The sequence below is a fragment of the Gelidibacter sp. genome (assembly GCF_035577925.1).
Classification (GTDB): domain Bacteria; phylum Bacteroidota; class Bacteroidia; order Flavobacteriales; family Flavobacteriaceae; genus Gelidibacter.
Window position 1 is genome coordinate 1 of the sequence record NZ_DATJCY010000302.1, and the last position, 24391, is coordinate 24391.

Annotated in this window: 19 protein-coding genes and 1 pseudogene; 9 read left to right on the forward strand and 11 right to left on the reverse strand. The window is 36.2% G+C overall.

All coding sequences use genetic code 11. The annotated features are described in order from the left end of the window. A partial coding sequence (locus VNJ50_RS11770) for an FAD-binding and (Fe-S)-binding domain-containing protein (RefSeq protein WP_414652888.1) occupies window positions 1–1990 on the reverse strand: 1990 nt, incomplete at its 3' end. Between the two features lie 168 nt (window positions 1991–2158). On the opposite strand from VNJ50_RS11770, the gene VNJ50_RS11775 reads away from it, so the two are divergent. Further along, entirely contained in the window at window positions 2159–2644 is a 486-nt protein-coding gene (locus VNJ50_RS11775; protein ID WP_325582147.1) for a hypothetical protein, read from the forward strand. Window positions 2645–2746: 102 nt separating this feature from the next. On the opposite strand, the gene bshA is transcribed toward VNJ50_RS11775, so the two are convergent. The 8 genes from bshA to VNJ50_RS11815 form a co-directional block, all read right to left on the reverse strand. After that, window positions 2747–3883, reverse strand: coding sequence for an N-acetyl-alpha-D-glucosaminyl L-malate synthase BshA (bshA, locus tag VNJ50_RS11780; RefSeq protein ID WP_325582149.1), 1137 nt, complete (start codon window positions 3881–3883; stop codon window positions 2747–2749). 153 nt (window positions 3884–4036) lie between these two features. Continuing rightward, window positions 4037–6955 carry a glycoside hydrolase family 3 N-terminal domain-containing protein gene (locus VNJ50_RS11785; RefSeq protein ID WP_325582151.1) on the reverse strand — a complete coding sequence of 973 codons (2919 nt, stop codon included), beginning with the start codon at window positions 6953–6955 and terminating at the stop codon, window positions 4037–4039. 135 nt (window positions 6956–7090) lie between these two features. Continuing rightward, a complete protein-coding gene (locus VNJ50_RS11790) occupies window positions 7091–7576 on the reverse strand; it encodes an ABC transporter ATPase (protein WP_325582152.1) in 486 nt (161 codons plus the stop codon). A gap of 10 nt (window positions 7577–7586) precedes the next feature. Beyond that, a complete protein-coding gene (serB, locus tag VNJ50_RS11795) occupies window positions 7587–8810 on the reverse strand; it encodes a phosphoserine phosphatase SerB (RefSeq protein WP_325582154.1) in 1224 nt (407 codons plus the stop codon). Then, window positions 8810–9601, reverse strand: a complete 792-nt coding sequence (locus VNJ50_RS11800) for a (Fe-S)-binding protein (protein WP_325582156.1) — start codon at window positions 9599–9601, stop codon at window positions 8810–8812. The genes serB and VNJ50_RS11800 overlap by 1 nt, the downstream gene beginning before the upstream one ends. A gap of 161 nt (window positions 9602–9762) precedes the next feature. Further along, the gene (locus VNJ50_RS11805; protein ID WP_325582158.1) at window positions 9763–11088 is read right to left on the reverse strand and encodes a (Fe-S)-binding protein; all 1326 of its coding nucleotides are present in this window, start codon (window positions 11086–11088) and stop codon (window positions 9763–9765) included. Between the two features lie 24 nt (window positions 11089–11112). Then, entirely contained in the window at window positions 11113–12105 is a 993-nt protein-coding gene (locus tag VNJ50_RS11810; RefSeq protein WP_325582160.1) for an MlaD family protein, read from the reverse strand. Between the two features lie 54 nt (window positions 12106–12159). After that, window positions 12160–13305, reverse strand: a complete 1146-nt coding sequence (locus VNJ50_RS11815; protein ID WP_325582162.1) for an N-acetylmuramoyl-L-alanine amidase — start codon at window positions 13303–13305, stop codon at window positions 12160–12162. Window positions 13306–13393: 88 nt separating this feature from the next. Here VNJ50_RS11815 and VNJ50_RS11820 point away from each other — a divergent pair, with 88 nt between their 5' ends. The 6 genes from VNJ50_RS11820 to VNJ50_RS11845 all read left to right on the forward strand — a co-directional run bounded on the left by VNJ50_RS11820 (window position 13394) and on the right by VNJ50_RS11845 (window position 20660). Further along, window positions 13394–16159, forward strand: a complete 2766-nt coding sequence (locus VNJ50_RS11820) for a putative LPS assembly protein LptD (RefSeq protein ID WP_325582163.1) — start codon at window positions 13394–13396, stop codon at window positions 16157–16159. Between the two features lie 63 nt (window positions 16160–16222). Continuing rightward, window positions 16223–16603 (forward strand): Rid family detoxifying hydrolase, encoded by a 381-nt coding sequence (locus VNJ50_RS11825; RefSeq protein WP_325582165.1) that lies wholly within the window; start codon window positions 16223–16225, stop codon window positions 16601–16603. A gap of 193 nt (window positions 16604–16796) precedes the next feature. Further along, window positions 16797–17648: a universal stress protein gene (locus VNJ50_RS11830; RefSeq protein WP_325582167.1), complete on the forward strand. Its 852-nt coding sequence runs from the start codon at window positions 16797–16799 to the stop codon at window positions 17646–17648. A 401-nt stretch (window positions 17649–18049) separates the two neighbouring features. Next, window positions 18050–18901, forward strand: coding sequence for a universal stress protein (locus VNJ50_RS11835; RefSeq protein ID WP_325582169.1), 852 nt, complete (start codon window positions 18050–18052; stop codon window positions 18899–18901). Between the two features lie 19 nt (window positions 18902–18920). Then, window positions 18921–19766 carry a universal stress protein gene (locus VNJ50_RS11840; protein ID WP_325582171.1) on the forward strand — a complete coding sequence of 282 codons (846 nt, stop codon included), beginning with the start codon at window positions 18921–18923 and terminating at the stop codon, window positions 19764–19766. A gap of 48 nt (window positions 19767–19814) precedes the next feature. Further along, on the forward strand, window positions 19815–20660 hold the full coding sequence (locus VNJ50_RS11845; RefSeq protein ID WP_325582173.1) for a universal stress protein: 846 nt from the start codon (window positions 19815–19817) through the stop codon (window positions 20658–20660). A 116-nt stretch (window positions 20661–20776) separates the two neighbouring features. On the opposite strand, the gene VNJ50_RS11850 is transcribed toward VNJ50_RS11845, so the two are convergent. Both VNJ50_RS11850 and VNJ50_RS11855 read right to left on the reverse strand, forming a co-directional pair. Continuing rightward, a complete protein-coding gene (locus VNJ50_RS11850) occupies window positions 20777–21367 on the reverse strand; it encodes a hypothetical protein (RefSeq protein WP_325582174.1) in 591 nt (196 codons plus the stop codon). Window positions 21368–21801: 434 nt separating this feature from the next. Next, window positions 21802–22152: a ribose-5-phosphate isomerase gene (locus VNJ50_RS11855; protein WP_325582176.1), complete on the reverse strand. Its 351-nt coding sequence runs from the start codon at window positions 22150–22152 to the stop codon at window positions 21802–21804. A 473-nt stretch (window positions 22153–22625) separates the two neighbouring features. On the opposite strand from VNJ50_RS11855, the gene VNJ50_RS11860 reads away from it, so the two are divergent. Continuing rightward, entirely contained in the window at window positions 22626–23900 is a 1275-nt protein-coding gene (locus tag VNJ50_RS11860) for a ribonucleotide-diphosphate reductase subunit beta (RefSeq protein ID WP_325582178.1), read from the forward strand. Continuing rightward, window positions 23901–24391, forward strand: a pseudogene (locus tag VNJ50_RS11865) (ribonucleotide-diphosphate reductase subunit alpha); the annotation flags it as partial.

A 24391-nucleotide genomic window follows, 5' to 3' on the forward strand; every position in this document is an offset into this window, starting at 1 on the left:
TATTATAGGCAAACAACTTTGTTCTTAATGATACGCCATTTTCCTTTTGGTATTGATATAAAAACTCTGCTTTTAAAGTCGCCACATCTACACTGCTTGGACATTCGCTAGCACAGGCTTTACAACTTAAGCACAAATCAAAAACCTCTTTTAATTCTTCATGGTCAAATTTATTTGCCTTTTCTGAATTGGTTAAAAATTCACGCAATGCATTTGCTCTTGCGCGCGTAGAATCTTTTTCATTGCGAGTGGCACGATAACTTGGGCACATGGTACCGCCAAATTCAGGCAGTTTTCTACAATCACCAGAGCCATTACATTTTTCTGCTGCTCTTAAAATACCTAGCGAATCTGAAAAATCAAGTAACGTTTCTATTTCGGGTTCGGTTCTATCGGATTGATATCTCAAATTTTCATCCATTGGATACGCATCGACAATTTTACCGGGATTGAAAATATTATTGGGATCAAAAGCATTTTTAATACGTTTCAACAATTGATAATTAGCCTCGCCAATCATCAAAGGAATAAATTCTGCCCGCACAATTCCATCGCCATGCTCACCACTCATGGAGCCTTGATATTTCTTGACCAAGTGTGCAACATCTGTTGTTATCTGCCTAAATAAAGCGACATCTTCACTTTTTTTAAGGTTTAGGATTGGTCGTAAATGCAATTCACCAGCACCGGCATGTGCATAATAAATGGCTTCTTGTTCATGGCTTTTCATAAGTTCTGTAAATTCTGAAATATAATTTGCCAAATCAGGTAATGCTACGGCTGTGTCTTCAATACATGCCGCCGATTTTTTATCGCCTATAATATTTCCTAAAAGACCCAATCCTGCTTTTCTTAATTCTACGGCCTTTTCAATTTCTGATCCAACAAGAACAGGATACGCATAACTCAATCCAGAATTTCTAATAGCTTGCACAAGATTATCGGCTTGATTTTGTACTTCTTCAAAGGAATTTGCGCGAACCTCGCACATCAAAATCGCTTTGGGATCTCCCACAACAAACCTCCTGTTTTCGGTTTGCGTTTTATTTTGTTTGGTACAATCCAAAACGGTTTTATCCATCATTTCGCAAGTGTAAAGATGATGTTGCATGGTGAGCTCAACACTTTGAAGGCACTTTTCGATACTTTCAAAATGAGCGGCAACCATCATGCTTTCAGTAGGAGGCAAAACATCCAGCTTTAAAGTTATCTCTGTAGTAAAAGCAAGGGTTCCTTCACTTCCTGATAATAATTTACACATATTAAAAGGTTCGGAATTACCGTTAAACACTCCACTTTTGATCAACTCATCAATGGCGTAGCCTGTATTTCTTCTGTGGATTTCAGGTTTTGGAAAATTCTCTACAATTCGGTTTTGAACGTCTTTATGCTTAAGCTCATCATAAATCGTTTTATAAATACGGCCTTCTAGTGAAGTTTGTGTTGTTTTCTGAAGAAACTCCTCTGAATTTAAATTTTCAAAAACAGCTTCACTCCCATCGCTCAACAACACCTTCATTTGTAAAATCTTATCTCTAGTAACTCCATATTGGATAGACGTTGTTCCTGATGAGTTGTTCCCGACCATACCACCAATCATACAGCGGTTGGATGTTGACGTATTGGGCCCAAAAAAAAGTCCGTAGGGTTTTAGGTAATTATTAAGCTGGTCCCTTACGACGCCAGGTTGTACGGTAACCGTTTGTTCGCGTTCATTGAAATCAAGAATTTTAGTGAAGTGTTTGGACACGTCAACCACTATGCCTTCACCCACACATTGGCCTGCTAAAGATGTACCGGCAGTACGGGGAATTAGAGAGGTTGCATTTGTTTTTGCAAAATCAATGAGCAGAATTAAATCTGCAATAGTTCTGGGATATGCAACGGCTAAAGGCAGTTTTCGATATACGGATGCATCGGTTGCATATATAGATTTCATCAGATCGTCAGTAAAAAACTCGCCTTTTAACTGGGTTTTAAGGTCTTCCATTTTCAGCATAGTATTGGTAGTCAAGTTGGTCTATAAACTTCTTATTTTCTTGTAATTTTAAGCTAAACTTAAGTGTATTATATCGATTTTAACATAAAGTTAGCGAGATTTTTCGCTACACATATGATTACAAGACGTATTTTTGTTAAAAATTTTAAAACTCAATTTATGAAAAAATTATTTTTAATTGCAATTGTCTTCGTAGGAAGCACCATGTTTATGAACGCACAAAATATTGCAGACCATGCGCTAGGTTTACGTATTGGAGATAGCGATGGTTTTGGAGCTGAAATATCTTACCAATTAGGACTTAGCCAAGACAATCGTTTAGAATTAGATTTAGGACTTCGAAGTGGTAGCAACTATGACGGATTTAAATTGGCTGGTATCTACCAATGGGTTTGGAATATTGACGGTGGCTTTAACTGGTATGCAGGACCTGGTGCTGGTCTTGGAAGTTATAGCTATAAAGTTCCAGGTCATTCCAAAGAAAATCAAACCTTTGCTTTTATTGGTGGTGATATAGGGATTGAGTATATTTTTGACATCCCTTTAATGTTGTCCTTGGATTTCAGACCTGAATTTGCTTTAGGAAACGATTTTAATGACGACTTAGGCTTTGATATAGCCCTTGGTATTAGATATAGATTTTAAGCACCTTTCTCTCTTTATCTAAGGTGATAAAAACCCATCATAATTTAGTTTTATGATGGGTTTTTTAATAGTTAAAACTATTAGTATAAACAAATTATAATCTTATAAGTAGTCACAAGTTGTCAAGGTTCTTTGATAAATGGCTTCATATTGTGGCACAACTTTATCAATTGAAAACTTAGCAGATTCTGTTCTTGCATTAGATTTAAAGGTTTTTAATCGCTCGTCATCACTCAACATATAAATTGCGTTTTTAGACATATCGTCTATATCATGCACATCACTTAAATATCCTGAAACACCATCGATATTAACCTCAGGAATGCCACCCGTATTACTTGAAATAACAGGCACCCCCGAAGCCATAGCTTCCAATGCGGCCAAACCAAAACTTTCGGTTTCGGACGGCAACAAAAACAGATCGCTAAAACAAAGAATCTTGTCTATTTCATGGCTGTTGCCAAAAAACACAACCTTATCGGCAATACCTAGTTTTTTACATAAACGTTCGGCATCAGCTTTTTCAGGGCCTTCACCCACCATCATCAATTTTGCGGGTATTTTTTTTTGAATATTATAAAATATCTCAATCACATCAGGTATTCTTTTCACTTTTCGGAAGTTACTGATATGGGTAATTATTTTTTCACTTTCTTCCGCCAAAAGCCAACGTTGACAGTCTTCAAAATGGGTTTTATGCCGGCTGAAATCAATGAAGTTTGGCACGACATCTATTTCTTTTTTGATATTGAACAAACGTATCGTATCATCTTTTAAACTTTTTGATACCGAGGTTACTGCGTCGGACTTATTAATGCTAAAGGTTACTGCAGGTTTATAAAATGGATGACTTCCAACCAACGTAATATCGGTACCATGAAGTGTAGTCACAATAGGCACATAAATGCCTTCTTCCTGCAACATTTCACGCGCCATATAAGCCGCATAAGCATGCGGAATGGCATAATGTACATGTAAAATTTCGATACCATGCAATTTGACCATATCTACCAACTTGCTTGACAAAGCCAATTCATAAGGTTGGTATAAAAACAGCGGGTATTCGGGTACGGTAACTTCATGATAATGGACATTACTTCCCAACAAATCCAAGCGCACGGGTTGGCTATAAGTAATAAAATGAATTTCATGGCCCCGTTTGGAGAGTGCCAAACCTAGCTCAGTAGCTACAACACCACTACCGCCAAAGGTTGGATAACATACAATTCCTATTTTCATTCGTTCTTTTTAATATATTAAGCGCGATAAGCTGCCTAAAACTTAAGCGCTAAACTGAAATGTGAGTGACGTATAAATGATACAGCAACGTAAACACGATATCAATAAAATCAATCCTTAAATGTCCGAAATTTTTGAATTAAAAATTACTTTTTACTCAATAATCGCTTCATAAATTAATCGTTGAATTTCGGTCCTGATGCCTTCTCTGTTCAAAATATTTTTATTTTCTTTCGGATAATTTCGATTGGAAAGAAACACATAGACTATTTCCTCTTCAGGATCTGCCCAAGCATAAGTTCCGGTAAATCCCGAATGCCCAAAACTTGATAAGGATACACAACCGCAAGTGGGCCCATTAGCACCCAATTGTGGTTTATCAAAACCAACGCCTCGCCTTACGCCACTGGCGCAATAGTAACAAAAATTAAATTTCTCAATCGTTTCTTTTTTTAAATAGCGTTTCCCTCCATAATATCCTTTTTGGAGATAAGTTTGCATAATCTTTGCTACGTCATTGGAATTACTAAAAATCCCAGCATGACCACCAACCCCATTCTGCATCGCCGCACCCATGTCATGCACATAACCTTGAATGGTTTGATATCTAAAATAATCGTCAACTTCAGTGGGCACCAATTGGCTATCACTAAAAATTGCCGACGGATTATAAGTGGTATGATTGGCTCCCAATGATTTATAAAAATGATCTTGAACCAATTGATCCAAACCTTTACCATAATAATCTTCAATATATTTTTTCAGTATAAAATAAGGAAAATCACTATACTTATATTGTAAGCGCGGCAACAAATCAGAGTCTCTTATGATTTTCTGAATGGTATCTTCATAATCAGTTCTCAAGAAAACGCCATCGGCAACTTTAATATTAAATTGTGGACTGGCTTCACTTCTATAATATTTGGGATCTAACTTTTTGGAAGCATCCAAAGTGGCTGAATAAAATGGAATCCATGGTTTTAAACGTGCGTAATGCGACAGCATTTGTTTTAGAGTGATGTTCTTTTTATTCGAATCCTTATAATCCGGTAAAATTTCAGAAAGCTTTGTATCCAAAGTTACAGCACCTCTTTCTTCCAGTTCCATCAACAATGGCAATGTTGCCAAGATTTTAGTTAGCGACGCTACATCGTACATATCATCCAAATCCACTTTTTCTTTGCCTTCATACGTATGTTTTCCAAAAGCTTTATTATAGACCACTTTTCCTTTACGTGCTACTAAAATCTGTAATCCTGGAGCGGCTTTTCGATCAATGGTAATTTTAGCCATCGAATCTAATTTTTTGAGTTTTTCAGAACTCATCCCGACCGATTCGGGAAGGCCATAACTTAAGGATTGAATGCCATTATATATAAAACCATCACCAACATTAAAATGATCACCGGCCGAAACAGGAAGTGTTCCTTTTGCAGGAATTGCTCCAAAAATAAGCTGGGCCGATTTGCGCATAGAAACCTCGCTATTTTGATAACTGACCACAATACCATCAATATTTTCAATAGATTTTAAATTGATAAGTGCATAAGGTCTGGCAAAAACATCTAAAATAATCGTATTGGTCCGTGCCATTTCATAAAGCCAAACCATTTCTTTATCCGAAAACTGATACGGTCGCCACGGATTAGCATTCGATTTATGAAACCCAACAATTACCGTGTTGTAATGTTCAAGCTTAGCTAATAGTTCATCCAATTTGGCAGCTTTGACATGATGGACTTTAGTGTATTTTCGCAATTCATTCAAATATGCCGAATTATCAATAGGATCGCCCATTTCAACGTAAGCAATCGTTTTAGTATCAAGATGTCTCAACGGTAAAATTTCCTTTTCATTCCGAACCACCGTGATCGCATTTTCCATGAGTTTTTCATAGAGCAAATCATCCTTCAACCGGTTCAAATCGGGCACAAGATTATTGATAACTATTGGACTGTAATTATTTAGGCCAACTTTATACTTGGCCATTAAAATCTTTTTTACCGAATGTTCGAGTCGTTCTTCAGTAACTTTTCCGGCATCATAAGCTTCAACAATTTTGTTAATGGCAATGGGTATATTTTCAGAAATTAAAAGCACATCGTTGCCTGCCAAAAAAGCCGCCAGATCAATATCTCCAGGTTTGCTAAAGTTGGCAACACCCTTCATTTCTAGTGCATCGGTAAAAATTAGACCTTCAAATTGCATCCGTTCTTTTAAAAGATCGGTAATAATAGCTTTTGATAATGACGATGGCGTTCCCGGATTTGGCTCCAAACTTGGCACGTTTAGATGCGCTACCATAACACTGGACAAGCCTTCTTTTATTAATTTTCGGTAAGGATATAATTCGATAGAATCTATACGTCGTTCATTAAAACCAATAGTTGGCAAGGTTTTATGGCTGTCGATATCGGTATCACCATGACCGGGAAAATGTTTGGCACTTGCCAAAACTCCAACATCTTGGATGCCTTTCATAAACGCCAAACTTTTGGCTGTCACGTTTTCACGATCTTCTCCAAAAGAACGATTTCCTATAATTGGGTTTTTAGGATTGATATTGATATCAACATCTGGCGCAAAGTTAAAATGAACACCAATGCGCTTGCAATGTTCGCCCAGTTGTCTGCCCATTTGCTCCACCAGATTATTATCGGTAATGGCACCAAGTGTCATATTATATGGAAAAGCATACGTAGAATCCAGGCGCATGCTCAAACCCCATTCGGCATCCATCCCAATCAACAATGGTACCTTAGAAATAGCCTGATATTGATTATTTAGTTTAGCCTGTTTGACCGGTCCACCGGTAGAATAAATTATACCTCCAATCTCATTGGTATTAATTAATCTTGCCACTTCGGCTTCATTTGCTTTATTGCCGTTTGAAACCGCTCTGACCATAAAAAGTTGACCAACACGTTGCCTAACATCCATTTGGTCATAGATACTATCCACCCATTTTTTTTGGGCCATTTGATCCTTTGCCAAAAGCGGATTTGAAATTTCTTGTGCCGAAGAATGAAAAATAAAACAACTAAAAAGAATGAGGGAAAAAATAAAACGCATAAAAATGAGAGTGCTTTTTGAGAGTTTAAATTTGAATTAAAATAGAAACTGCAAAATAGCGTTTTTAGCTCGAAGCCAACAGCATTTTATGATAGTTTTATAATGAAGATGAAATACTCTGAACTGTTAAAAGTCCTAGCTCAAAAACCGACTGTGCCAACTTTCGCTAGCAGGAACTTCCCAACTTTCATTAAATTCCATGATCGTATTCACCAAATTATTAAAGACGATGGTGTTTTTTGAAACCGCTTTGTCTTTGGCCATTTTCTTAAAATCAACTAAGGTTTTGTAAGCTATAAAATCACCTTGCTTATAGGACACATTCATTTTGTCCAATAAATCAACGTTATATTCTTTCTCCAATTGTTGGATAAATTGAACCGACGCATCAATACTACATCCAGTAGCCGAATTTAAATTTTGATTTAGGGCAATAACTATAAATCGTTTGTACTTAATAATATATCCAGCCTGTAAATCACTGCCGTGAGCAGCCCAGTTAGTTAAAAAAACATCTAACTTAGATTCTATTTCTTCGATTTCTTTATCACTAAACGAACGGTTGGCTTGGTAAATCCAAACTCTAGAGTCTTCTGGTAAGGTATTAAAATCAACTAGCATGCTATTTTTTTTATTCTATTAAATCTATTTGTCTATCATGGTATCCTAATAAATAAAGGACACCGTCCAATCCTATACTTGATATGGCACTTTTAGCGTTATTTTTCACTGTAGGTTTTGCATGAAATGCAATCCCCAAACCTGCAAGATTAATCATCGGTAAATCATTGGCTCCATCGCCAACAGCAATGGTCTGTGCAATATCAATACCTTCTTTTTCTGCAATTTCCCTAAGGTACACAGCTTTTTTCTCGCCATCAACAATTTCACCAAGATGTTTGCCGGTCAGCTTCCCATCCTTTATTTCCAGTTGATTGGCATAAACGTAATCAATTCCTAATTCTTTTTGTAAATAGTGTCCAAAATAAGTGAATCCACCCGATAAAATAGCGGTTTTAAATCCGTATTGTTTTAAAGTACTGATCAATCGTCTTGCACCTTTTGTAATCGGAAGATTTATTGCAACATCGTGTAAAACATCTTCACTCAAACCTTCCAACAATTTCATTCTGCGCACAAAACTCTCACTAAAATCAATTTCGCCATTCATCGCCGATTCCGTAATGGCCTTGACTTCATCACCAACACCTGCCAGTTCGGCCAATTTGTCAATGACTTCCGCCTGAATCAAAGTGGAATCCATATCAAAACATACCAAACGTCGGTTTCGTCTATATATATTATCTTCCTGAAAAGCGATATCCACGCCAGTATCGTGCGAAATCTGCATAAATTTTGACGTTAATTCGGCTTTGTTGTCAATTTTTCCTCGGATAGATAATTCAATCGATGCCCTTGGATAATCGTCTTCCTTAACAAGAGATATTCTACCCGTTAACCTTTTAATGGCATCAATATTTAAATTTCTCTCTGAAATCACAGCGGTGACCTTAGTAATCTGTTCGGCGGTTAATTTTTCACCTAAAATGGTAATTATATAACGATCCTTCCCTTGATTGCCAACCCATTTTTCATAATCTTCTGATGCGATAGGCTTAAATTTTGCTTTCACACCAAGCTCATAGGCTTTAAATAATAGATCCTTTAAAACGGCTTCTGATTTGTGACCAGATTCAATTTCGAACAAAAATCCTAAGGAAAGTGTTTCGTGGATATTAGCCTGGCCAATATCTAAAATTTTAGCGTCATAATGTGCTAAAACGTTAGTTAAACCAGATGTCAATCCGGGTTTGTCCTGACCCGAAATGTTCAATAAAAATATATCTTTCGCCATTATAAATCCTGCGCATTTGCAATCAACTCAGCAATGTCCATCACCAAAGTTTGACCTTCTCTATCTTTGGCTTTCACCCCATCAGTCATCATGGTATTACAAAACGGACAGCCAGTTGCTACAATATCAGCTTTAACTTCGATGGCTTCTTCGGTACGCGCCACATTGATTTCCTTATCGCCCTTTTCGGCATCTTTAAACATCTGTGCGCCACCGGCACCACAACAAAGACCGCGCGATTTGCAACTTTTCATTTCTACCAATTCGGCATCCAACTTCCGTATCAAATCTCTTGGTGCTTCATAGATATTATTGCCACGCCCCAAATAACAAGGGTCATGAAATGTGATGCGTTTACCTTTAAACTGTCCGCCTTCAATGGTTAAACGGCCTTCTTCCAAAAGCGATTTAAGAAATGTCGTATGGTGCATGATGTCATAATTGCCACCAAGTCCCGGATATTCATTTTTAATGGTATTGAAACAATGCGGACAAGCGGTAACTATTTTTTTGATTTCATAACCATTGAGCACTTCAATATTAGTAACGGCTTGCATTTGGAAAAGAAATTCATTTCCTGCACGTTTTGCGGGATCTCCAGTACAACTTTCTTCCGTTCCCAAAACAGCAAAATCGACATTGGCACTGTTTAATAATTTAACGAAAGCCTTGGTTATTTTTTTAGCGCGATCATCAAAACTTCCAGAGCAACCTACCCAAAAAAGTACTTCTGGACGTTTGCCTTCTGCTATATATTCTGCCATGGTTGGCACTTTCAATGTATTACTCATGAGTATTGGTTTGTTAGTTGGGGAGTTTTTAGCTTAATAGTTTATCTATAAAACTTTTAAGATTTAAACTCCAAGTTCTTACTCTATTTTATAAAACTTGAATTCTACTTTAAATTTGATATTCTCAAATTTAATATCAACTCAATATGATATTCAGATCATTAATTCTCGTTTTTCCAGTTTAATCGATCCATTTGATTATAAGGCCATGGTGCTCCGTTATTTTCAATATTGGCCATCATATTATTAAGTTCCAATGGTGCGGCCGATTGCTCCATCACCAAATAACGACGCATATCCATAATAATAGACATCGGGTCAATACTTACAGGGCAAGCCTCCACACAGGCGTTACATGTAGTACACGCCCACAGTTCTTCGCGTGTAATATAATCGTCCAACAACTGTTTGCCATCTTCTTTAAATACACCGTTATTGGTATCGATATTTCTGCCAACTTCTTCTAATCGGTCCCTGGTATCCATCATGATTTTACGTGGTGACAGTTTTTTACCGGTTCGGTTGGCCGGGCATTCACTTGTGCAACGTCCGCATTCTGTACACGTATAGGCGTTGAGCAATTGCACCCAACTTAAATCCTGCACATCACTTGCTCCAAATTTTGCAGGAGCATCCGTGTTTTCTGGTTGTGCCGCAAAAGGATCGACATTCGGGTCCATCATCATTTTGACCTCATTGGTCACCGCTTCCAAATTATCAAATTCACCTTTAGGCTTCACTTTCCCAAAATAGGTATTAGGAAACGCCAGAAGGATATGCAAATGCTTAGAAAAATAAAGATAATTTAAGAATCCTAAAATCCCTATAATATGCAGCCACCAAGCACCACGTTCAATATAATGTATAGTACTTTCTGAAAAACCACTAAATAATGGTGTAAGATATTGACTGATGACGTTGCCGTTATCCATAGCCTGAAACCTTAAATCGGTTGCATTCATTAATAAAAACAAAAGCATCAAAACCATTTCGATATACAAAATATTATTGGCATCATTTTTTGGCCAACTGGTCATTTCGCTAGACCAAAACCGTTTGATTCTAATAATATTTCGTCTGATCCAAAAAACAATAACCGCTACGAAGACCAAAAGTCCGAGAATTTCAAAAGTTCCGATTAGAAATCCATAAAGCGGAGCCGGTAAAATGCTCATAAACAAACGATGATCATCATAAAGAATTCCCGAAAACAATCCATCAAGAATAATTTCTACAACCTCAATGTTGATAATGATAAATCCGAGATAGACAATAATATGCAAGAAACCAGAAACTGGCCTGACGACCATTTTACTTTGGCCCAGTGCGATCATTGCCATGTTTTTCCAGCGTTGTGAGGTATTATCGCTCACATCAACATCATGGCCTAGTTTAATATTACGTATTAATTTTTTTACATTTTTTGTAAAAAAACCAACGCCAGCTATTAAAATTATGGCAAATAGGATATTTGGAATATAGTTCATTGTTGGTCGGTTAGTTAGTTATTGCTAATTGATTTCTATTTCTATATCATTATTTTGGGGCTGTGTTTTTTCGTCTTCTATAATATTGCCTTCTGCATCAAATTGCTTTGGTTTTTTTCCAAATACAGAAAAATGCACATAGCGTTTGGGGTTCAGTTTAAAATCTTGAAGCAACTGTTCCAGTTGTAAGGAGGCTCCTTCCAAATTAGTATATAACTTATCATCGACAAGTAATTTGCCAAGCGTTCCCTTCCCTTCTTTTACATCGGTCATAAGCGTGTTAACTTCTTGCAGCGTCTGATCGAGTTTAGCAACTGTTTCCGATAGCTCAACTTCTTTAAAATCGGTAGTAATTTGTGCTAAATTGCTGGACAAAACATCAAAATTACCAATGGCAGAGGTTAACGCCGCATCATTTTTAACCACCAATCTGCTCATAGCATCGGCCATAGCCTTAAACGAAACAATAGTTTTGTTGAGTTCTGCAATTGCGGCTTTTAGCCCGTCATCATCTTCACTAGCGATCAAGCTGTTAAAATTATTCATCAACGAATCTGCTGTTTTCAAAGTAACGTCCAAATTACCGCTAATACCTGAAAAATTCTTTGTTAAACTGGTAATAAGACCTTCTTCAATTTCCGATTCCAAGAAATCACCGTCTTTAGCCAATTCTGGCCCGGGCATTGGTACAATGGCCAACGCATTGCCGCCCATAAGACCAGTTTCATACATTCTGATCTTACTGTTTTTAGAAAATTTCACATCGCCAGTAACTATGATATCAACAATGGTTTTTCCTGTTTTATCATCGTAGGTAATTTTGTCAATTTTACCGATTTGATTTCCTTTAATGGTTACTAAAGAAGAGGAACTCAGGGCGTTATAATCAAATTGTGTTTGATACCTATTGTGTTTTTGAAGGATGTTTAGACCTTTCAAATAATTAAAGGTAAATATCATAAGGAGCACACCTGATATTACCAATATTGCAGTTTTAATTTCTCTTGATATTTTCAATGTTTTAAGATTTAATTGCAAACAAAATTAGGCATAAAAATATTAAGAATCTTTTTAATTTGACGCAGAATTTACAGCGTCAGATAGCTTAACACGCTTTCCGTTTTGATAGGCCACGATAAATGAATCACGGTAACCTTTTGACTTGGCGGCTTCTGCCATTTTTTTTATTTCATTATAATCGGAGGTATTCCCACAGAAATAGCGAAATATTTTTCCCTCTTTTTCCATTGAAATATTTTTTAAACCTTTAAAGTTATAAGATTTTGGTTCAATCTTGTTTGAGCTTGCAGCAAGTTGAATTTTAAAGACGGTATTAGGATAAAGTTTTTCGGCAGTGTTATTGGACACGTCTTCAACGTCTACCGTTTCATTAACAGTATCAATATTGGAGTAATCATTATAAACATTTTGCCCTATGTTTCTATCCAACTTCATCTTATAATCCATTATACCTTTATATATAGATAAAGAGACTTCACCTTGGCCTTTTGCCGAATTGAGGTATACACCTTCGGGTTTATAGGTCAAGAATCCTGTTTCTACCAGAACACTTGGCATATATGTGCTGTGCAATACCCAAAACCCGGCTTGTTTGACACCGCGATCTACGCGATTTAATGTTTTTGCAAAATTATCTTGTATTAAACGCGCTAACTGTGTGCTTTGGTCCAAATATTCTTCTTGCATTAAGGTAAGTCCAATAAACGATTCTGGAGAATTGGGATCAAAACCTTCATAATGGCTTTTATAATCGTCTTCCAAGAAAATAACCTCGTTTTCCTTTTTGGCAATTTCAAAGTTGCGTTGGTTTTCATGCAGTCCCAAAACAAAGGTTTCCGTCCCGTGAGCACTAGAATGGTGGGAGTTGCAATGAATGGACACAAATAAATCGGCATTGGCATTATTTGCAATTTTCGCACGATCTCTTAAAGGAATAAAAACATCCGTTTTACGGGTATAGATCACTTTAATATTAGGATGTTTTTCTAATGATTTTCCAACGGCCAAAACGATGTTAAGTGCAATTTCTTTTTCTTTAAAACCATTCCCAACATTCCCGGGATCGTTGCCACCATGTCCGGCATCCAAAACCACTACAAACTTGTCTGTATTTTTTTGAAAGGCATAAAATGGAGTTGAAAAACTTACAAACAAAAAACTAAAAAATACGAAAATATAAGGTAAATGCGTTCTCATAAAGGTCTTAACGGATAAAAAGCTTGGTTTATTTTAATTTTTAAAATTTGAATGAATAGTCATTAATCACAAAAAAATATATGTAATTTTGACTTTTCAAAAACCTGGCCATACTTTTACAAAAATACACTTAAAAGCATTGCGTACAAAAAGCTTTCATATACTTTTTATTCTGAGTTTTACAGTGTTTGTCAACACTTTGGGTTACTCCCAAGAAATTCCTAAAAAACAAGTTACTATATTACCAGTTACGAAAAGTGATAGTATGAAGGTGGCTGTAGCTGTTGATTCTGTACTTTTGCCAACCACCAACTTAAAAGCAACCGATAGCATCACGCAAGATACCATCCCAAAACAAAAAGAGTTTTTGACCGATAAAGTCAACTATAAAGCTAAAGATTATGTAAGGCTTAATGAACGCTTAAAACAAACGACCTTATACAATGAAGCCGAAGTGTACTATGAAGACATGGAAATTAAGGCTGGGATTATAGTTATTGATCACAATAAAAACTTGGTTTACGCTGGTCGGTTAAAAGATACGGCAGGCGTTTACACACAAGCACCAACTTTTAAACAAGGTGCCAATCTGGTTGAGCCAGATTCCATTATTTTTAATACCGATACCAAAAAAGCGCTGATATTCAACTCTAGAACCGAACAAAGTGGCGGATATATCATTGCCGATATCACCAAAAAAGAAAACGATTCGGTGTATTTTATCAATCGTGGGAAATTTACGACCTCAGAGAACCAAGAAGATCCGGAGTTTTATTTTTTAATGCGCAAAGCAAAAATTGTTCCCAATAAAAAAGTCGTTACAGGATTGACCAATATGTTTATCTATGATGTCCCAACACCTATTGGTTTGCCTTTCGCCTATTTTCCGCTCACCCAAAAGCAAACATCGGGCATCCTCTTCCCTACTTTCGGTCAAGATAGCCGGCGGGGTTATAATTTGCAAAACGGAGGCTACTATTTTGCCATTAGTGATTATGCCGATTTGGCGGTTTATGGTGATTACTACACTAATGGGAGCTACGGATTGCGAGGAGAAACCAATTATGCGTGGCGCTATAAATTTAGAGGGAATTTTGGAGTGCGCTTTGAAAGCCTGATTGATAGTGAACGTGGATTCCCGGATTATTCAAAATCATCCATCTATAACATAAGGTGGTCGCATTCGCAAGATTCAAAAGCCAATCCTAGTTCGCGGTTTTCGGCATCCGTTAACCTTGGTAGCAGTAAGTATTATCAAGAGTCGGTCAATCAAATGAATGCCTCTAACTTTTTGAACAATACCTTATCCTCATCCGTATCTTATTCTAAAGCTTTTGTTGGCGAACCTCAAGTCAATATCAGCCTAACTGCAACGCATTCACAAAATACCAGAACGCAACAAATAGATATGACGCTTCCAACTTTTCAAGGTAGCATGAGCAGGATTTATCCTTTTGCTCCTAAAGTTGGCACCAAAAAGGGAATTATAGACAATATCAACTTTCAGTATAATGTGAATGCACAGAACAGGATAAGAACTACAGATTCACTGTTTTTTAAAAAGGAGATGTTTGAGGATGCCCGAGTTGGCTTTCAGCATAGCATTCCTATTTCAACCAACTTTAAGGTATTTAAACACTTTAGCGTTAGCGCAAGTACAAATTTTCAGGAAAACTGGACGCTCAACACCATCGAAAAGTACTATGATGAAGATGAAAATAAGGTATTGAAACGCGATCTGACGGGTTTTGACAGTTTTAGAACTTATAATTTCAGCACCAGTATTGGGACAACAATTTATGGAATGTTCAATTTTCAAAAACCTGGAAAAGACACTAAAATCAAGGCCTTAAGGCATATTATGAGACCTTCCATAAGTTATAATATCAATCCAGCATTTGATGATTATTATGACAGCTTTGATTATATTACTGCGAATGGCGATTTAACGCGTGCCGAATACAGCCGATTTGAAGAATCTATTTATGGTGCGCCAAACAAAAATTTTTCCAGCTCAATGGGTATTTCCCTGGGCAATAATTTTGAAGCCAAAGTAAGGGATCGGGATTCGACCAAAACTGATCCTAAAAAAATTGTATTGATCAATAACCTCAACTTTTCGACTTCTCATAATTTTGCCGGCGATTCCTTGCGATGGAGCCCCTTAAGAGTTTCTGGTGGCACGCAGCTTTTGGACAACAAGATGAACATCAATTTTGGGATGACCTTAGATCCGTACGCGCTAGATAACAATAACCGACGTATAGATAAATTCAACATCTCCAATGGTGGCAATTTATTTAGATTGACATCGGCCAGCATGAACTTGAGCTATTCATTGAGCAGCTCCAACTCTAAAGGCAAAAAGGAGTCTGACGAACGTGCACGAGAAGAATCGAGACGAAGTGGCGGACGTGACGACGACTTATTTGGCGTATCAGAAAACTTTGCCGATCAACGTTTAGGTGACGAAGATAAATCTGAAGAAAAGAAAATCAGTTCCGAGTTCTACAATTATAGTCTTCCATGGAGCTTAAGGGTAGCTTGGGCAGTAAACTATTCCAACAATGCGCGTCAAAACGAAATATCGTCAAACTCATTGATGTTTTCAGGAGATATTGATTTATCACCTCGTTGGAAAGTTGGCGCATCATCGGGATATGATTTTAAAAACCAGGGATTTACCTACACACAGCTTAGGTTTGAACGCGATTTATTAAGCTGGCGAATGAATTTTAGCATCATCCCCTTTAGCGAACGTAGTTCATGGAACTTTTTTATCGGAATCAAATCCAACTTGCTAAAAGATATTAAATACGATAAACGACGTGAACCGGACAAACGTTTAAGGTAATATAATTTATAAATTGTCTGGGAAAATTTAATCGCAGACCAATCATTAAAAAACACAACTATCATGAAAACAATTATTAACACACCCAATGCTCCAGCACCAATTGGCCCTTATAACCAAGCGGTTTTAAGTGGAAACACATTATATATCTCTGGACAGATTGCGTTTGACCCAAAGACCAATGAATTAGTCCTTGACTCTATTGCTGCTGAAACTACTCGGGTTATGGAAAATCTGAAAGCCGTTTTGGCCGCTGCAAACATGACTTTTGAAAATGTTGTGAAATCGACTATTTTCATTAGTGATATGAACCAGTTTGGAGAAATAAATTCGGTGTATGGCACTTATTTTAATACCGAAACTGCACCAGCAAGAGAAACCGTTGAAGTAGCAAACTTACCTAAGTTTGTCAACGTAGAAATCAGTATGATTGCGGTAAAGTAATCAAGAAACCAAAAGAACAACATCCTCTATTTTTTTTAAAATAGAGGATGTTCTGTTTATATAGGCCATCAACAGATATTTTTCTTTTAACAAAACCCAAAAACACAAGAAATTGGACAAACATGAGCAATATCATTTCATAACTGAATTTATCCCTATAATTTTGAATTGCTTTTAATTAGGATCATTTACTATGAAAAATATACTCTTGCCAACGGACTTTTCCGAAAACTCATGGAATGCCATCGCGTATGCCCTAAAGTTTTTTGACAAAACAGCATGTACGTTTTATTTGTTACATGTTAATTCTCTGAGTTTCTTAGCACTAAACAATTCTGCATACGTTCCTGATAAAGAATTTATTGAAAACACGTTTACCAAACCTGCCAAAAAGCAATTAAAAACACTTTTAAAACGTATTTCGACCGAATTTGAAGAAAATAAAAACCATCACTTTTTTACATTAACAGATTATAATTTTTTTGTCGAATCCGTTAGAAACCATGTTCTGGAAAAGAAAATCGATATGATTGTCATGGGTACAAAAGGTGCCAGTGGATTGAAAAAAGTAATTGTAGGAAGCAACGCTGCAGATGTTATAAAAAAGGTAAAATGCCCAACCTTGGTTGTTCCAGAAGATGCCAATTTTACCGACTTACATGAAATTGCGTTCCCTACAGATTATCTATTGACCTACGGCGTAGCTTTGTTGAAGCCACTTTATAATATTTTGGACATTCATAACTCGAGCTTACAGGTGGTTCATATTACCAAAAAAACTGCCGAACTGAGCATTGACCAACAGGACAACAAAGATCTGTTGAATGAATATTTTAATAAATTCAGAATAAAATTCTACAATCTTTCTAATAAAAATGTTGAAGCTGCCATTGAGTGTTTTGTACAAAGTAGAGATATCAAAATGATGGCTATGGTTGCAAAAAACCTCAACTACTTTCAGCGAATTTTATTTCATTCAAAAATTGAAGAAATTACGTATCATACGCACATTCCATTTTTGGTGATGCACGATACGATGGTATAGAAAAACACCTATTTTAACCTATTTTTTATGACAGAACACTTCAGGGAGAACATTTTTTTATCAAAATACGATGCTAATCGTCTTTTTTAAATGGCAATCTTAAGAGCCTGTTTAAATTTTAGTGAAACTATTTATTTTAGAAAGTGTTTGTATTTCTTAGTTGTCTTTTAATGTTATTTTGAGCATCTTTTAGCCTTAGATTACTTGATTTAGCGTGCTAAATCTGCATTATCAAAACTAAAATCTATCTAAAAACAACTATAAAAATTCAAACTGCAATCCTTAAATATGCTATAAATAAGTTCAAATCAATTATTTATACTCTTAAATATGACATATATCATGCTTTAAATCATTTTTAATCATTAAATTTATAATTAATCCTATAAAAAAACAGCGTTATGATTTCCATTCTATTTCCTACAGATTTTTCCGATAATTCAATGAATGCCATTAAGTATGCGTTGGAGTTTTTTAAATATGAAAATGCTTGTTTTTACTTCATGAACACGTATCAAAGAGATTTTTATGATCATAAAGATCTCGTTTCACGTGAGGTTTATGATGATATTTTGGAACAGGTAAAAAATGAATCAGAAGCAAAATTGGCAAATTTGTTGAAAACAGTCCATGAGATATCTCCAAATCCGAGATTTCGATACCGCACTATTTCGGCATTCAATTCGCTGGTTGAAGAAGCCAATCGGATTGTCAATGACAAAAACATCGATTTGATCGTCATGGGCACCAAAGGCAATTCTGACGATCGGAATATACTATTTGGCAGCCAAACCTTTCAGGTGTTAAAATATGTAGAATGTCCTGTTTTGGCCATACCAGCCAATTATACCAATACGCAACCAAAACGTATGATGTTTCCAACCGATTATATGATTCCTTATAAACGAAGAGAATTGAAATTGGTGTGTGATTTGGCAGGATCTTACCGCAGTGTCGTGGATGTAGTCCATGTTTCAAAAAGCGATAAACTATCCATTCGGCAAGAAGATAACCAAGCGTTCATTAAAGAAACGATTTGTAGAACCGAAATCAACTTTTATACCTTACACGAAAAAAATGTCGCCAAGGCCATCAAGGATTATATCCACGAAAATGAAATTGATATGCTGATTATGGTAAATACGCATTCGTCATTTTTAGAAAATGTATTATTTCCTTCAACACTCGATAAAGTAAGTTTGGACCTCGACATTCCGCTATTGGCCATGCAAAATTCAACACGTTCATTATAACCATCAAAAGCCCAAGATGATGAAAAACATATTATTGCCCACAGATTTTTCCGAAAACTCTTGGAATGCCATCAAATATGCCATTCAGTTTTTTAAACATGAGCAATGTACCTTTCATCTGTTCAATGCCTACACGCCTCCTGTTTATGATTTCACGTATATGCTTTTGGATAGCCCGGCGCAATTTGGTATTCAGGATCCGGTTAGAGAAATTTCCAAGGAGCAATTAAGTCAATTGCATGTACGTATTTTAAATGAGCTGGGCATAAATACCAACCATAAATTTGAAACGATTGCCAGATTTGACACCTTAATTTCAGGCATTCATGAACTGATTGAAGAACGTCAGATCGACCTGATAATCATGGGAACCAAAGGAGCCACAGGTGCCAAAACCATTCTGTTTGGCTCTAATACCGTTCAGGTTTTTAAGGATGTTAAATGTCCTATTATGGCCATTCCTTCAGGTTTTGAATATGTTACACCGCATGACATCTTGTTCCCAACAGATTTTAACAGAGCGTATACCAATAAGGAAATCAATATGTTAACCAATATTTCACGGATGTTTGATGCTCATATTTATATAATGCACATCAATTTAAAAGATGATTTAAGTGAAGTGCAGCAAAACAATATGCGCCATCTTCAAAACCACTTCACTAATGTTGAACACACTTTTCATTGGATGGACAAAACAGATACAAAATCAGAAGAAATCAATGAGTTTGTTGACGAATTTAAAATCAACCTTCTGGTTATGGTCAATTACAAACACAGCTTTATTGAAAGCATTATTAAAGAACCGGTCATCAAAAAAATTGGATTTAAACCAACCGTTCCATTTTTAGTGATTCCGGAATAAAGAATTCGTCTTAAAAATCTAATTAATATCATACAATAAACCCTACCAATGAAACGAAAAATATTGTTGCCAACCGATTTTTCGGAAAATGCTTCAAAAGCAATAACGTATGCTTTGGAGCTATATAAGGACCAAAAATGTTTGTTTTACCTTTTAAATGTATTTCATATCAAAGCAACAAATATTGAAAGCTTAATGGCCATGGAACCTGGCAGTGAATTGTTTGAAGCTACCAAGAAAAAATCCGAAATGGGATTGCACCAGTTATTAAACACGTTTGCATTTGGCGATAACGGGAACCCAAATCATAGTTTTCAGGTTATTTCTGTTTTTAGCGAGCCTTTAAAAGCTATTAAAAGTGTTGTTGAAGAAAAGGATATTGAGCTTATTGTTATGGGAACACGCGGCCAAACCAACGAAAAACGTAAATTTTACGGAAGTGTAGCTACCCAAGTTATGGATAAAATTAATAATTGCCCCATAATCGTGGTTCCACAATTGGCCAAAAAGCAACTTCCAAAAGAGATTGTTTTTCCAACAGGATTTAAAAATCCCATTAAAAAAAACCGATTATCATATTTGATTGAAATCGCTAAAATATGCAATGCCTCTATAAAAATATTGCATGTATCTGAAGATGGATTATTGGACGAAAAACAAACGACCAATAAAATATTGCTCGATGAATATTTTGAAGAGGTTAACCATTCTTTTCACTTTTTGAGCAATCTCTCTGTTCCGTCGGCCATTCACTGTTTTGTTGAAAGCAGAGAGAGCGATATGGTTGCATTTATCAACAAAAAACATTCATTTTTTGAAAGCGTTCTTAACCAGCCGTTGGTCAAAGGTATTGCATACCATTCCAAAGTGCCAATTTTGGTAATCCACGAATAACTGCCATACAGCTCATAGTTTATGTAGAAATTCCGGACTAATTGTTTTAATGTTTTAACAACTCCAAATCTGCCAAACGTCTGGAATTTCTACTTTTTTAAAAGAATTGAATCTTCTTAATTCTGTACTGCAGGTGTCACCATAATATGTGAGCGGTGCGTATCCGCATCCATCAACCAAGGCATTCCCGGTGCTTGTGGTTTGGTAGGCAATCCAGTTTCTAGAGCCGTCATATAAGGTTTGTAAAAGGCATATCTTATTCTACTGCTTTTTAAGACGCCACTTTCAAAATCGTGTTCCTCCTTTTTGGCGGTAACCACATATACCGCAGCTGGTGTTTTTGGCATCGCCAAGGTTCCGGCATCAATTTCTGCTTTCCGGATCTCCCGTTTTTCAACTTCTGTTTTCCCTTCGGCAATCAGTTCCCGACCGCGCTGCATATAAGGCTCCAGTTGATTACTGTAGCACGATACGCTAATGCCATTTCTGTTGGGATCACTGGCCAGACAAACCATTTCGTTAGTTCCTTCCCGTAAGGTAATGAGTTGGCCTTTTTGATCATATCCCAAAATTTTTGCACCTTCTTGATACATTTCTGGACAGGCATAAAGTGCAGTTTTAATTTGGCTTTCGGCCGATGGAATTTGCGATTGGCCAACCGTCAATGAAAAACAAAACATGGCCGATAATAAAACGAAATACTTCATAAGGTTGTTTTTTAAAATAGACGTATGAAGTTACAAAAATTAATGGCAATGCGAAGCGATTGATAAATTTAGATCAACTTTTTAGAATAAAATTTTCGAAACATATTTCTTTTCATTGTTGTCCTATTAAAATTCGATGATCTAGTAAAAATCAGACCAATAAAGACTTTTGTAGAATTTCTTAAAAATGACCTTCCTTTTCAGTTAGTTTTGGAAAAAAATCGAAATAGCATAACTTCTTTTTACTTTAAATTTTTAAAGCCGCAATTTTAATGCTTTACGCTTTAGTCTAGGTTCTTATTTCTTATAGCGCAGCGGTCTTGTATCTTTTATCACACAATATTGATGTCTTTTATAAGAATTGAATTGACCTGTACAATTTCATTATAAACAACTCCATTTTACAGATGTTTTCCTGATAAAATCCCAGACATTTAATTAAACCACACTGCATAACCTTCGCGGCGCAGCTCCAATGCAATTTCCTTTTCGGCTTCCAAGCCTTCTGCTCTTGTCAAAAATGGATCGATATGAAGGTACAAACTAGGTCTCAAATAAAGTCCATATTTTTCAACAATATTGGCCGATAATTTGTGCCCTTTATTGTTTCTGTAGCCAGTTTTATGCTGTTCAAAACGTTGCTTGGGCGTTTTGCTGGTCATACCAACATATAGGCATTGCAATACCCCATTAAATTGAGGATTTGCATTTCTAAACTTAGCGTTTTCAGTAAAAACACGTTTAGAAAGTTCAATGACATATATGGTATAAAGGGTTTTTGCCATTTTTTATATTTGATATTACACCCATTAAAAACGTATTTGTTTAATTATTTATGAATTTAAACGCGAATTGACCTTGCAAAAAATCAATATTTTATGAGAAAAAACTCTTGATAAAATTCTTGACCAAAATCATAATTTACAAACCTACCGAATATAATCTTTAAAATACGGTTACCTATTTTATAACCAGAATTCCATTTTAAAAAATTTAATAAAAATGGTTTTCCATTCGAATTATTCACTTTTTTTTAAAGTTATACATACCGTTTTTTACTTGAAATGGTTGCCTCAAACCCCTCTTGTTTTCATGGTCTTATCTAGCATTTATTTTGAATTTCAAAGTCAAGATTTCAATCGTTTTTAACCGATTGTTGATAACCATTTAACAACAATCTGGTAGCTCGATCAAAAGTCATAAATAAATTTAACATCTTTACACTCGATATTTTTCTTAATTATTTAGTCCTTATTCCATGCAAATTACCCACGTTATTAAAAGAGATTTTCGCACAGATATCTTTCATTTACAGAAAATTACAGATGCGATTTTAAAAGCGATGACCGCTGCAAACCACGGCGGAGTTGAAGATGCACAACGCATTTCTGAAATGGTTTATGCGGCACTTCTTGAGAGAAAGAAGTTAGATGTCAATTATATTCCTACGGTAGAAGAGGTTCAGGATTTTGTTGAAACCAAATTGATGGAATCCGGATTTTTTGATGTGGCAAAAGGATACATCCTTTACCGAAATCAACAAACCCAAAAACGAAAACTGAACATTTTTGAAAAACGCATCAATTTAAAGCCTTACGAGTATCCTGCACTTTATGAATATGTGCCGGCCATTAGACACTCGTATTGGATCCACACCGAATTTAACTTTACGAGCGACATCCAGGATTTTAAAACCCGTTTGACAGAAGTAGAACGATCGGCCATAAAAAACACCATGCTTGCCATTTCGCAAATAGAAGTTGCCGTAAAGAGTTTTTGGGGTGATATCTATCACCGCATGCCAAAACCTGAAATTGGATCAGTAGGCGCCACTTTTGCCGAAAGTGAAGTAAGACATCATGATGCGTATTCACACCTTCTCGAAATATTAGGCCTTAATGAAGAGTTTCTGGATTTAAAAAAGAAACCAGCCATCATGATGCGCGTCCAATATTTGGAAACCGCTTTAAAAAATGCAAAAAGTGAAAATAACAAGGAATATGCAGAGTCTATTTTGCTGTTTTCATTATTCATCGAACACGTTTCTCTATTTTCCCAATTTTTGATTATCATGGCCTTTAACAAGCATAAAAATATGCTGAAAGGAATTTCTAACGTTGTGGAAGCCACCTCTAAGGAAGAGCAAATCCATGGTGATTTTGGTATTGATATCATCAAGATCATCAAAGATGAAAATCCAGAGTGGTTTGATGACAATTACAACCTCATGATCCAAGAAATGTGCAAGGAAGCATTTATTGCCGAGAGCAGAATTGTAGATTGGATTTTTGAAGACGGCGAGTTGGATTTCTTACCAAAAGCCGTTGTGAATGAATTTATCAAAAACCGCTTCAACAACTCGCTTGTCAGTATAGGCGTAGCTAAAGTATTTGAAGTCGATGAAAGCCTTGTAGCACAAACCGAGTGGTTTGATGACGAAATTATCGGTACCAAACACGGCGATTTTTTCGTAAAACGCTCCATCAATTATAGCAAAAGAACACAAAGTATAACCAGTGATGACCTATTTTAAATGAACACTAAAATCCATACCCTCGACACACAAACAACAAAAACAATTTCTGAAGCAGACCACCTTTTAAACGCTCGAAAAGAGGCGCTTCACACTAAAGAAGAAACAGAAACCAAAGGTTTTGAATGGCTCAATAACTTTAGCCGAGATTTTTTGGCCTCAGGATATTTGACGCCAGGTGTTACTGCCGAAGTTCGAATTCGTGAAATTGCAGATAGAGCTGAAAATATACTGGGAATTCCGGGATACGCAGATAAGTTTTACGGCTATATGTCGCAAGGCTTTTTCTCATTGGCCTCACCGGTTTGGTCCAATTTTGGTAAAAAGAGAGGACTTCCTATCAGTTGTTTTGGGTCGCATATTGGTGATGATATGGGAAATATTCTATATACCCAATCTGAAGTAGGTATGATGTCCAAACTTGGTGGTGGTACTTCGGGATATTTTGGTAAAATCCGCCATCGTGGTGCTGAGGTTAAAAATAACGGACA

Excerpts from the sequence above, each read along its gene's own strand:
- VNJ50_RS11785 (WP_325582151.1), bottom strand. The coding sequence starts at position 6,955 with ATGCGTTTTATTTTTTCCCTCATTCTTTTTAGTTGTTTTATTTTTCAT.
- VNJ50_RS11860 (WP_325582178.1), top strand. The coding sequence starts at position 22,626 with ATGCAAATTACCCACGTTATTAAAAGAGATTTTCGCACAGATATCTTT.
- VNJ50_RS11835 (WP_325582169.1), top strand. The coding sequence starts at position 18,050 with ATGATTTCCATTCTATTTCCTACAGATTTTTCCGATAATTCAATGAAT.
- bshA (WP_325582149.1), bottom strand. The coding sequence starts at position 3,883 with ATGAAAATAGGAATTGTATGTTATCCAACCTTTGGCGGTAGTGGTGTT.
- VNJ50_RS11775 (WP_325582147.1), top strand. The coding sequence starts at position 2,159 with ATGAAAAAATTATTTTTAATTGCAATTGTCTTCGTAGGAAGCACCATG.
- serB (WP_325582154.1), bottom strand. The coding sequence starts at position 8,810 with ATGGCGAAAGATATATTTTTATTGAACATTTCGGGTCAGGACAAACCC.
- VNJ50_RS11845 (WP_325582173.1), top strand. The coding sequence starts at position 19,815 with ATGAAACGAAAAATATTGTTGCCAACCGATTTTTCGGAAAATGCTTCA.
- VNJ50_RS11850 (WP_325582174.1), bottom strand. The coding sequence starts at position 21,367 with ATGAAGTATTTCGTTTTATTATCGGCCATGTTTTGTTTTTCATTGACG.
- VNJ50_RS11800 (WP_325582156.1), bottom strand. The coding sequence starts at position 9,601 with ATGAGTAATACATTGAAAGTGCCAACCATGGCAGAATATATAGCAGAA.
- VNJ50_RS11840 (WP_325582171.1), top strand. The coding sequence starts at position 18,921 with ATGAAAAACATATTATTGCCCACAGATTTTTCCGAAAACTCTTGGAAT.
- VNJ50_RS11815 (WP_325582162.1), bottom strand. The coding sequence starts at position 13,305 with ATGAGAACGCATTTACCTTATATTTTCGTATTTTTTAGTTTTTTGTTT.
- VNJ50_RS11855 (WP_325582176.1), bottom strand. The coding sequence starts at position 22,152 with ATGGCAAAAACCCTTTATACCATATATGTCATTGAACTTTCTAAACGT.
- VNJ50_RS11805 (WP_325582158.1), bottom strand. The coding sequence starts at position 11,088 with ATGAACTATATTCCAAATATCCTATTTGCCATAATTTTAATAGCTGGC.
- VNJ50_RS11830 (WP_325582167.1), top strand. The coding sequence starts at position 16,797 with ATGAAAAATATACTCTTGCCAACGGACTTTTCCGAAAACTCATGGAAT.
- VNJ50_RS11790 (WP_325582152.1), bottom strand. The coding sequence starts at position 7,576 with ATGCTAGTTGATTTTAATACCTTACCAGAAGACTCTAGAGTTTGGATT.
- VNJ50_RS11825 (WP_325582165.1), top strand. The coding sequence starts at position 16,223 with ATGAAAACAATTATTAACACACCCAATGCTCCAGCACCAATTGGCCCT.